Annotated in this window: 9 protein-coding genes; 3 read left to right on the forward strand and 6 right to left on the reverse strand. The window is 42.1% G+C overall.

The features are described 5' to 3' along the window. The first annotated feature begins 168 nt into the window (after positions 1-168). Positions 169-2,376 (forward strand): TonB-dependent receptor, encoded by a 2,208-nt coding sequence (locus MSG37_RS11850; RefSeq protein WP_248470863.1) that lies wholly within the window; start codon positions 169-171, stop codon positions 2,374-2,376. Positions 2,377-2,491: 115 nt separating this feature from the next. Here MSG37_RS11850 and MSG37_RS11855 read toward each other — a convergent pair whose 3' ends face one another. After that, positions 2,492-4,066 (reverse strand): PAS domain-containing methyl-accepting chemotaxis protein, encoded by a 1,575-nt coding sequence (locus MSG37_RS11855; RefSeq protein WP_248470864.1) that lies wholly within the window; start codon positions 4,064-4,066, stop codon positions 2,492-2,494. A 232-nt stretch (positions 4,067-4,298) separates the two neighbouring features. Next, on the reverse strand, positions 4,299-5,825 hold the full coding sequence (locus MSG37_RS11860; protein WP_248470865.1) for a dipeptidase: 1,527 nt from the start codon (positions 5,823-5,825) through the stop codon (positions 4,299-4,301). A gap of 211 nt (positions 5,826-6,036) precedes the next feature. Here MSG37_RS11860 and MSG37_RS11865 point away from each other — a divergent pair, with 211 nt between their 5' ends. After that, a complete protein-coding gene (locus tag MSG37_RS11865) occupies positions 6,037-8,214 on the forward strand; it encodes a M3 family metallopeptidase (protein ID WP_248470866.1) in 2,178 nt (725 codons plus the stop codon). Positions 8,215-8,281: 67 nt separating this feature from the next. On the opposite strand, the gene MSG37_RS11870 is transcribed toward MSG37_RS11865, so the two are convergent. The 3 genes from MSG37_RS11870 to MSG37_RS11880 all read right to left on the reverse strand — a co-directional run bounded on the left by MSG37_RS11870 (position 8,282) and on the right by MSG37_RS11880 (position 9,332). Continuing rightward, entirely contained in the window at positions 8,282-8,464 is a 183-nt protein-coding gene (locus MSG37_RS11870) for a hypothetical protein (RefSeq protein WP_248470867.1), read from the reverse strand. 147 nt (positions 8,465-8,611) lie between these two features. Beyond that, positions 8,612-8,917: a Fis family transcriptional regulator gene (locus tag MSG37_RS11875; protein ID WP_248470868.1), complete on the reverse strand. Its 306-nt coding sequence runs from the start codon at positions 8,915-8,917 to the stop codon at positions 8,612-8,614. Between the two features lie 49 nt (positions 8,918-8,966). Next, positions 8,967-9,332 (reverse strand): hypothetical protein, encoded by a 366-nt coding sequence (locus tag MSG37_RS11880; protein ID WP_248470869.1) that lies wholly within the window; start codon positions 9,330-9,332, stop codon positions 8,967-8,969. Positions 9,333-9,568: 236 nt separating this feature from the next. On the opposite strand from MSG37_RS11880, the gene MSG37_RS11885 reads away from it, so the two are divergent. Then, entirely contained in the window at positions 9,569-10,183 is a 615-nt protein-coding gene (locus tag MSG37_RS11885; protein ID WP_248470870.1) for a DUF938 domain-containing protein, read from the forward strand. 16 nt (positions 10,184-10,199) lie between these two features. On the opposite strand, the gene yjjG is transcribed toward MSG37_RS11885, so the two are convergent. Beyond that, complete coding sequence (gene yjjG, locus MSG37_RS11890; protein ID WP_248470871.1) at positions 10,200-10,886, reverse strand: pyrimidine 5'-nucleotidase; 687 nt, start codon at positions 10,884-10,886, stop codon at positions 10,200-10,202. Positions 10,887-11,127: the final 241 nt, after the last annotated feature.

Below are 11,127 nucleotides of genomic sequence, written 5' to 3' on the forward strand. Positions count from 1 at the left end.
TTTTACTTTATACTCGCCGCCATCTTTTCTTACCAAGAGAATACTCTGGTGCTATCACGTCCTATTAAATTGTTTTCATTATCTTTTATTGCATTATCCATCCAATCTCATGTCTACGCGCAAAGCGAAAATATATCGTTAGTTGAGGAGCCCTCTAAGCAGAAATCAATGACTGAAGCATCTAATAAAGTGCTTGGTGCAGCTAAAGTTGATCCAATTGAAGTCATAAAAGTAACCGGGAGATCCTATCCTCGCGAGCTAAAACTCACCCCGCCAGGCACAGCCATTATTACCATGAAGGAAATTGAAGAGCAGCAGTCGACACAATTTGCTGAACTGGTCGATGAACTGCCTGGCATTAATATTGACGGCGGTACACGAGTCGGCGGTGAGCGAATTAATGTCTGGGGATTTGGTGATGAAGAAGATCTCAATCTTTATTTAGATAATGCGCCACAAGGTTTTGAGCAATATCGTTACGGCTCGTTCTTTATTGAACCCGATCTTATTAAACAAGTTCAGGTCATCAAAGGTGCTCACGATGTTCGTTCTGGAAATGGCGGGTTTGGTGGTTCAATGTATGTGACCAGCAAAAGCGCTGAAGACTTTTTAAAACCAGGCGAGCACTTTGGCGCACGACTAAAAGCTGGTTACAGCGACAATGATGATGAAAAACGAAGCTTAATCAGTGTATACGGTCAAGTTAATCGCCACCTTTCCGCTATTGTTAACTACACCTACCGTGATGCAAACGATACAACATTAGGCAAAGGTATATGGGGAGACAATATCGCCGATGAGGGGCAACCACCCGAGTTTGATACTGGTGACGGAGCTAAACTGCGTTATTCCGGTTATCGCCAAAATAGTCTACTCGCTAAAATTGACTTCGACTATGGAGATCACTTGCTGTCATTGTCGATGACAGACTATAAAGATGAAGGGCAAAAACCTTGGGCAAATCGTCGCGGTCAGATGCCGACAATTAGTGATTACAATATAAAAAAATATGGTGATTATGAAACTGCGCTATACGCAACTACTGCCGCTAACACCTATCAAGATACTAATTACTCACTCAATTATCGCTACACTCCGAGCAATGATTGGATTGATACGCAACTGGTACTATCAACAAGTGATAATCAGCGTCATTGGGTACGCCCAGATATCGCATGGGAGAAAATGTATGTATCAGTGGGTAACTTTGGTCATGAATCTTGGCTTGATTACAAGCGCTCGTTTGTAGATATCAATAATACCAGCTGGTTTGGTGACAATAACCTTATTGTTGGTCTGCAGTATTTGAGTTCCGATCGCGATTCTTTAGTTTATAACAAGACTTATGAAAACAAAGTAGCCAAAAACTTTGGCCTATATACGCCTTATTATCAACCAAGCGGCAAACAGCAGACTTCCAGTGTGTATGCTGAGTTTAATTACCAAATAACCGATGATTTGGCAATCAAACCTTCACTTAGATACGACCATATACGTAGCGAAGGTAAAGGCAACTTAGCATCTGATTATAACGACTTCTCCGCTGGCCATGACTATAGTGCAGTTTCTCACTCAGGTTTATCGCCTCGTTTAGGCATTAACTATCAGTTTAGTGAGCAAACACAAATTAGCTTCGACTACGCTTATACGCTGCAAGCACCGGTTATTGATGATATCTACACAGTGCAATACGCCAAAGCCAGTAAAGCCATCATGTCTAGTCGAGATCTAGAATTAGAACGTTTACATGCTTACAAACTGGGTATGACTCAAGTTAATAACGATTTATTTGCCAATGACGATGTACTCTCAACTCAAATAACTCTTTATTACCACCAAGGTGAAAATGATATCGCCAAACGTTCTGGAGTCCATTCAGTAGAGCAAGCACAGGGTTACAACACTAACCTTGACGGTTATTACAACAAAGGTGCCGATCTCGTGATCAACTATCGGTATCACGATCTGTTTGCTGATTTAGACGCGTCCTACATTACCGGTAAACACAATGGCAGCTTAAAAGATTCAACAGGTGAAGATGAATACCTTGCCGATTTAGCACCAACAAACATTGGTTTAAAGCTGGGTTATTACCTAACTAGTGATTTGATGTTAGCGTGGCGCGGAAAATGGTACGACAGTAAATCTGAAGATAAAATGCCTGTTGCCAGTAGCTTTAGAACTGATCAAGCAACGGATGCTTACTTTATTCAAGACTTCTATATTGCGTTCACAGGTGAGTCAGGTCTGCTAAATAACTGGGAGGCCTATTTAACAGTGAAAAATATAACCAACCAGTATTACAAACCTTACATGGGTGATGGCGTCGCTGCTGCGGGCAGAGACGTAAGAGTTAGCGTTGCTTATAAATTCTAACTCGACGACCAGTGCATATCATTTGCTAATGGCAAATTAAAATTGAAAGCCATTAATTAAAAAAGCGCAGCTTATAAAAGCCGCGCTTTTTCTCAAATCCTAACACTGAATAGCTTTATATCTTACGTTGTACGCTCTGCTCCCAGAACTGCTGAGACAAATGGTTAGTTTTGGCCGATAAACGCAGCACTTGCTCACCGCGCTCAGCAGCATTTTGGGTCTGCTCTAAGCTCTCAAGCGACAGCTCACTAATCACCTGAATGGAGTGGCTAATTTCATTGGCTACCGTGGTTTGCTGCGTCATAGCACAGGCATTTTCATCACTCATTACATTCATCTTTACAATCGATGCTCTAAGGGCTTCAAATGACTCATCCACTTGCTTGGCTAAATCAACTGAAAGCGCTGCTTTTTGCTGCCCCGCTTCCATTGCTTTGGTCGCCATCGCGGTACTATCACGAAACTTGCTGACTATCGCTTCAATATGCGATGTCGACTCGCTAGTACGACTTGAAAGCTGGCGCACTTCGTCAGCAACCACAGCAAAACCACGCCCAGACTCACCCGCTCTAGCGGCTTCAATTGCCGCATTTAAAGCCAACAAATTGGTTTGCTCCGCAATGCCGCGAATAACTTCCAGTACTTTATTAATATCTTGGCTATCTTGCTCAATTGAGGCCACTACAGTAGCAAAATTGCCCACTTCGTCTTTTAGTTGATTAATTGAATCAACTACTCGCTCAAGTAGGTCATGCCCCTGCTGGGCCGAAATATTGCTGACTGACATCTCTTGCGCTGCGCTATGAATGTTTTGGCTCACCTCACTGAAACTGGCGCTCATCTCTTCCATAGCTGTCGCTGCTTGACTGGTTTGCTGACTTTGGCTGTCAGCACGCTGGCGAGTATTGGCAATTGTATCGTTTAAGCTGGCGCTAAGGGTCTCTATTGAACCGGCAGAATCTGCCATACGCCCAACAACACCGCCAGTTTCGGTAAGTAGAAATTGCAAAGCAAAACTCACCTGACCAATTTCATCTTGGCGACCGGTAAATACTCCCGTCGCTAAAGGATCTGTAACAATACCTTGAGCCTGAGTGACAACTTGATTAAATGGTTTCAATATTACACTTAAACCTAACCCTGCAACCAAGCACATTACTAATGCTGCGAACACGGGCGAGTACTGTGCAAGTAAAACTGCAAACAAAACAGATAACATCAACCAAGTGTACAATTTTGCACAAAAGCCTATTATTGGCTTTTTAAGCGCTGCAGGCTGTTTGCCCTCTTTTACTGCTTTATAAATGGTTTGTGCGCGATCAATCTGCTCAGGGGTAGCTTTGCGCCGTACCGATTGATACTCGTGAATTTTGCCATTCTCATACACAGGTGCAATATAGGCATTAACCCAATAATGATCGCCAGATTTTGTACGATTTTTAACGATACCCACCCAAGGTTTACCCTGTTTTACTCTGTCCCAAAGTGAGCTAAAAGTCGCTTCAGGCATATCAGGGTGACGCACTAGATTATGCGGTTGGTTTTGTAACTCACCAAAGCTATAACCACTAACGTTGATAAAGCCCTCATTAGCGTATTTAATATTACCGTTAAGATCTGTTGTCGACAGTAAAATACAGTTGCCGGTTAAGGTTTTTTCAGTTTGCGTTACAGGCTGGTTATTGCGCATACAGGTAGGGTTTCCCGCTTATAAAAATCAGCGGTTATTCTGGCAAATTCATCGTTGCATCGCATTGATTGCTATCACGAAATCATAGGCACATAACACATAAACAAAGCGTTAGATCACAGGGTTAACTAAAACACCTAAGAATATGAAAGCTGCAAATTTTGCCGTTTAAGCAGCATGATTAATAGTAAAATAGCGAGCAAACTATTAATCATGCATATTCTATAAAGTGCTATTTAGCTGCTAACTCAATAAATGCCGCAGTATACATTTTTAGATTTAGCATAAATTGCTCATAAGTAATAAATTCATACTCACTGTGACCGGTATATTCAACGCCCGGCATAGCAGGACCAAAACTCAACGCATTAGGGAATAACTTACTATTGGTCGAGCCACCAATAGCAACAGGTTGCGGGTTTTTAATACCCGTAAAGTGTTCAAAAACATTTAGTAGTGTCGATAAGTGCGGCGCATCTTCCATCACCATCGGCTCGCCCCAATAGGTCTTTAGATTAGTAATTTCAGCGCTATGCTGTGCTTGCCAATGCTTAATTGCAGCTTGTGCTTGCTGCTCAAGTAGCTGCTTATCTTTTCCCTTAGGACGTCTTAGGTTTAAGGTCAGATCTATGCCCTGCTCGCTTTGCTTCACCACGGTTGCAGCAAGAGTCATATGTCCCATGAAGTCATCTTTATAAGCGATTTCCCCAAACTGCTCAGCATACAGGCCTAAACCTACCATTTCGGCAATAAACAACTGCGCCTGTGAAGCGGTTGATTTAGGCCACTGATGAATTGATAAAAGTTCAGCTAAATGAGTCACAGCATTAACGCCATCTTCAGGAGTTGAAGAGTGAGCAGACTTACCATTCGCAAGGATCAGCAAGTTTTCAGCACTCTGCTCAAAATGATATGTCATTGCCATTTGCGTCGCCGCTTTGGCTTTTAAGGCTGTAAGCAACTCATTATTCACATTGCTTATCACAGCACTTGCCTCTTGAGGCACCTGACTTGCAAATGATCCACCGTGAAACTCAATAAGCTGTGACTGCTTACTCAAAGAAGTGTCTGTAGTGATCTCTGGTAAACTAAAAGTTATCTGGCTCCAACCTTTTTCAGCGGTAACCACCGGGTATTCAGCATCAATAGTGATATTAATATCTGCAGGAGTGAAGTCTTTTAAAAACTCCCTAAGCGGCTGCCAATCTGACTCCTCAGCCATATAAACCATTAATTCAATTCGCTTATCTAGCTTGAGTTGCTTGTCTTTTATAGCTTTCATGGCAAACATGGCCGTGACAATTGCGCCTTTGTCGTCTTCAGTGCCACGACCAATTAATTTTCCTGGCTCAGAACTTACATCTAGCTCATAAGGGCTTTTTTGCCAAAATTTAGCATCGGCGGGTTGCACATCACCATGAGTGATCACCCCAAGTTTGTCAGAGCTATCGCCTAGTCCAATCAGTACAACATAGCCATGGTCACTAAAGTCTAAACCCAGTGTTTTGCTCAAGCGCTTTAACTCTTCTTTAAAGCCAATAAACTCAGGATTAGTGTCGGGGGTTAATCCCTGCACGGCTTCAGTATTAAATGCCACTAACTTTGCGAGATTATCAACCATGGGTGTTGAATAGGTCTCTACCGCATAGTTAGCGACAAGCTCTGAACGGGGAGAAACCTCATTAGCTTGGCTAGTAAACGAGCTTGCTAAAAGTGTGGTAAAGGCCAAAGAAGTGCGCAATATGCGAGATAATTTCATAGCTTTCCAATTGTTATTATTATGTTTTAAAAGCGCAGTTTGCCACAAATAAAACCGTAAAACGTGCAAAAAATAGCTAATTGAACGCTTTGTTACAAAGTTTAAGCTTTTACAATAGATCTCACACCTTTAACCGTGATACTTAAAGAAGTTAACGTCTGCGTAATTTAAAAGGCGATTTTTAAAACAAGTTAAAGTCGGGGATATAAATATGAAGGGATTAACCCTCAAACCAGTCGTGTCGGCAGTGGCTCTTGCATTAGCACTTACGGCATGTAGCGCGTCAAACACCACTACAACGACCCAAGAAGCACCTAACGTCGTTGCAGCTCAAATTATTGAAAACAACGCAAGCAATCCATTTTTCAAGCCATACGATACTTACCTCGGGATCCCTGATTTTGATAAAATCAAACCTGAGCATTATCTACCAGCATTTAAAGCTGGTATTGCACAGCACAAAGCAGAAATTCAAGCAATTATTGATAACCCAGCTGCACCTACATTTGCCAACACTATCGAAGCGATGGAGTTTTCTGGCGAGCTAACAACTAAAGTAGCCAGTGTTTTCTATAACCTAACGGGTGCAGATACTAACGAGCAGCTTCAAGCTATTTCAAAACAAGTATCGCCAATGCTGTCTGCTGCAAGTGATGATGTGCTGCTAAATGATGCGTTATTCCAAAAAGTTAAAGCGGTTTATGAGCAGCGTAGCCAGCTTAACCTCAATGTGGCACAAGCTAAGTTACTAGAAGATACGTATAAGTCATTTACTCGCGGCGGCGCTAACTTAAATGATGCTGACAAAACTAAATTGCGTGCTCTTAACGAGCAAATTGGTAAGTTGAGCCTAGAGTTTGGTGACAACCTGTTAGCTGAAACCAATGCATTTGAATTGGTTATCGACAGTGAAGCCCAACTATCAGGTTTACCAGCTGACGTTATTGCGACAGCTGCACAAACGGCAACTAAACGCGGCCATGATGGTAAATGGGTATTTACCACTTCACGCCCATCAATTACACCATTCTTAACGTATGCAGATAACCGCGAGTTACGTGAAAAGCTGTATAAAGGTTATATTGATCGTGGTAACAATGATAACGCCAACGACAACAAAAAAATTCTAGCCAAAATGGCAGCCCTACGTGCAGAGCGCGCACAGTTAATGGGTTACAAAACGCACGCCCACTTTATACTTGAAGAACGCACAGCAAAAACTCCTGAAAATGTTTATACCCTGCTAAACAAAATTTGGCCTGCAGCACTTGCACAAGCCGAAGCAGAAGTTGCAGATATGCAAGCGCTTATCGATGCTGAAGGCGGTGACTTTAAGCTAGCCGGTTGGGACTGGTGGTACTACTCAGATAAAATCCGTGTTGCAAAATACAGCTTTAACGAGCAACAAACACGTCCGTATTTCTCGCTAGAAAATACCCTGCAAGGTGTGTTCTATACGGCTAACCGTTTATTCGGTATTACTGTAAAAGAGCGTACAGATCTACCTAAGTACAACGATGAAGTACGCACTTGGGAAGTGTATGACAAAGACGGTGAGCTCATGGCTATCTTTATGGGCGACTATTTTGTTCGTGATAGTAAGCGCGGTGGTGCTTGGATGAACTCTTACCGTCAGCAGTACAACATGAACGGTGTAGAATCTAAGCCAATTATTGTTAACGTACTTAACTATCCTCGCCCTGCGGGTGATGAGCCAGCGTTGCTAACGTTTGATGAAGCTAGCACGCTATTCCATGAATTTGGCCATGCTCTACACGGTATGATGTCTGATGTTGAATATCGCTCTCAAGCAGGTACGTCTGTGCCACGCGATTATGTTGAGTTCCCATCACAGGTAATGGAAAACTGGATGACCCAACCTGAAGTACTGGCGCAATTTGCTAAGCACTACAAAACAGGTGAAGTGATCCCGCAAGAACTGGTTAAAAAGATCCAAGCTGCAAGTAAGTTTAACCAAGGCTTTGCAACTGTTGAGTACATGGCAGCGACTAAGCTTGATTTAGACTGGCACACAGTGACAGACTTTATGCCAAAAGATGCTGCTAAATTTGAAGCAGAGTCGCTAAACAAAATGGGACTGATTGCTGAAATTGCGCCGCGCTACCGCAGCACATACTTCTCGCATATCTTTGCTGGCGGTTACTCTGCAGGCTACTACAGCTACATCTGGTCTGATATTTTAGGCGCTGATGCATTCGAAGCCTTTAAAGAAAATGGTATTTTCGACAAAGCGACTGCAGATGCCTTTAGAGATAACATCTTGTCTCAAGGTGGTAGTGAAGATCCTATGCAGCTATACAAGCAGTTCCGTGGTAAAGAAGCTGGCATTGAGCCATTACTTCGTAGCCGTGGTCTTTTAGCTAAGTAAGCTTAAAACATACCAACTAAAAAGGTACGTCAATGACGTACCTTTTTTATGTCTTAATCGATTGGTATTATCCCTGAGGAAACATCAATTGGTACACCCAACGTGCCCCATAAAATCCTGCCGGTAAGCCAGCTAAAATCCCAATCACAAAGACAAACAACTTTATACGTTTACGGTTTAGCTCTGATACCAAAGCTGCAAGCTCAGGATCAACATCAGACTCTTTAACTGAAGCCCTATTAGATTCCATATTTAATCGACTCCTTGTCAATGAAAGGGCGAATGATAATGGCTGCATTGTAAACCAGTACAAGTTAAATTCAGGTATACCTTTTGGTGTATAAATGTTTCAGAGTTGAAATTAGGAGGGAATACTGCCACATAACCGCTCTGTTAGTTAGCTATTTGCTTTTACAACTTCAAAACGGCACTGCTTAAGCGCTTGAGTAAGCTTAATGTCGTGTTGCTTCAATATGCGTTCACTCAACAATGCCAGCTGTTGAGTTTGGCCACTTTCAATCGCCTCACTCAATGCAGTTTGTGAGTCGAACATAAAACGAATAATCAAGCTGTCAGAAACTTTGGTAAAATTGACTTGGTGAGTTAACCACAAGAAACCGTTTACATCTTCTTTTGCGCTTTCACACACTAAGGTTAATGCGCGGCTGATTAACTTATCGATTTTCTTTTCTGTTTTGGTCACGCATCTCTCCTTTGACAGACCCACTATAACAATCAGACTACATGTAAGTTTAGCCTTGGTTAATCTGTATCAATTTAGCGATGAAAGCTTTAAGTGCATCTTTACTGTCGAAGCTAAAAGCTAAGCCATAATGTATGCCGTTAACGCTTTTCTGAACCCGCTTAGGAAAACGTGTCATCTCTGAGTAATGGCAATATTGCTCTTTGGCGTTCACTCCTTCTAGTTCTGCAAAATCAGCTTTAAACACCTCATAAGCTGGGCGGATCACTAGTTGTGCTTGCTTACCATCAAGATACAAATAAAAAGGCTCTTTTAACTTAGGTAGCATGTACTCAGTCACTTTCTTAATCGAAAAGTTAGTTCTACATTCAAGCTCGCTAAGTAATGAAACTATCTCGTTGTGTTCTATAGCCAAAATACTCACCTTTTATTCTATCGTTGAGCCTAGAGCTTAACCCTTTTTCTTTTGCCAACCTACGGATAAATACCAATATTTCAAAAGTAGCGAGCTCTTAAGCCAAAACTTAGCTTTTCAACATTCTCAAGCCTAAAATGCATAAAAAACAGCCGTAATTTCCCTCTTCCAAGATTGAATTTAGCCACTAGACACGGTAAAACAATAGCTATCATTTACAAACTAAAGCAGCTACCGTGAGCTCACTTCCCTACTCTCAATCTTGTGAAAACAACAAGGCTGCAATTGCTGCTGTTATCGAGCAATGTTTTAGCCAAGCCAGCCAAGTACTAGAAATTGGCAGCGGCACAGGCCAGCATGCGGTGCACTTTGCTAAGCTAATGCCGCATCTAATTTGGCAAACCAGCGATCAAAGCATCTACCATGATGGTATTAATGCATGGTTACTAGAAGAGCCAAGTATTAATTTACGTCCACCTTTAACGCTTGATGTCACACAAGCATGGCCAATCACTCAGCTAGAAAAACCTGTAATTGATGGGATCTTTACCGCTAATACTTTGCACATCATGGCTAAAGATATGGTTGAAGATTTTTTTAAAGGTGTAGGCAAGCATTTAGCCTTACATGGCCAACTCTGTATCTATGGGCCATTTAACTATAACGGCCAATACAGTAGCGACAGTAATCGAAACTTCGACCTATGGTTACTCGAGCAAAACGCCCAAAGCGCTATTCGAGATATTGAATGGATTATTGAGTTGGCGAATAAGCAGGGCATGGAGTTAATCACTGATCATCCCATGCCTGCTAATAACCGCTTGCTACACTTTGAAAAGCTAAGCAAATAGAGGCGATTGTTGACAATTAAGCACTTTGTTTACAGCTTAAGATCTCACGCAGTTCACACAAAGTGCTTACTTGGTAGTGCGGATTAATACCATGGGGCTTTTCAGCGCCATTGCTATTAAGCCAACAGGTATGAATACCTGCATTAATGCCACCCAAAATATCTGAGTGCGGATTATCGCCCACCATTAGTACTGAGCTTTTATCAGGGTTGCCCATCAAAGAAAGTGCATGATTAAAGATCCCGACATCAGGTTTAGCTATCCCCACTTCTTCTGAGATCACTAATGGCGAAAATCTATCGACTAAACCAACCTTTTGTAAACGCACACTTTGCAATTCAGTAAAACCGTTGGTGATGATCCCCATATTGACTCGACCCGTCAGTGAGTCAATAAGCTCTTGCGCACCAGGAAGCAGCTGACAAGTGTCTGCCATGGCACTTAAAAATCCGCTGTTTAACTCTTGGGTTGAAACCGTGAGTTTCTGCGCCCATTCAGTAAAACGAATATTTTGTAACTCTTGAGCGGTTAATTTGCCATCTTGATAATCGACCCAAAGAGGCTGATTAACCTTTTGGTAGTGGGCAAAATCTTGACGGCTAAAATCTACGTCAAATCTTGAAAACATTAGCTGTAAGCCTTGAAAAGCATCAAAGTGAAACAAGGTCTCATCAGCGTCAAAAAGTACCCATTTATACTGCATGTCTATCCTAATTAAATGAATACAGCCATCGCTGTTTATTGTTGTAAATACTGCCCCGAAAGGCGCACTTGGTAAGGTGCGGCAAGGTTAGCTTAGTTGGCATGGCAAAGTCTAATACCAATCGCTGCTCATTTGAAAAGTAAAAGATCCACCTTCTGAAGAATGTGGCTTTGATATAACTCCCTAAAAGGGAGCTTTCCTACCGTGCGTTAACAAGACGCCGTAAATATATCCCTATAGG

Origin of the sequence: Shewanella sp. 1CM18E, assembly GCF_023161665.1 — a bacterium.
Taxonomy (GTDB): Bacteria; Pseudomonadota; Gammaproteobacteria; order Enterobacterales; family Shewanellaceae; genus Shewanella.

Bases quoted from the DNA above. Each gene is read 5' to 3' on its own strand.
- MSG37_RS11870 (WP_248470867.1), bottom strand. From the start codon at position 8,464: ATGGAATCTAATAGGGCTTCAGTTAAAGAGTCTGATGTTGATCCTGAG.
- MSG37_RS11855 (WP_248470864.1), bottom strand. From the start codon at position 4,066: ATGCGCAATAACCAGCCTGTAACGCAAACTGAAAAAACCTTAACCGGC.
- yjjG (WP_248470871.1), bottom strand. From the start codon at position 10,886: ATGCAGTATAAATGGGTACTTTTTGACGCTGATGAGACCTTGTTTCAC.
- MSG37_RS11860 (WP_248470865.1), bottom strand. From the start codon at position 5,825: ATGAAATTATCTCGCATATTGCGCACTTCTTTGGCCTTTACCACACTT.
- MSG37_RS11850 (WP_248470863.1), top strand. From the start codon at position 169: ATGACTGAAGCATCTAATAAAGTGCTTGGTGCAGCTAAAGTTGATCCA.
- MSG37_RS11865 (WP_248470866.1), top strand. From the start codon at position 6,037: ATGAAGGGATTAACCCTCAAACCAGTCGTGTCGGCAGTGGCTCTTGCA.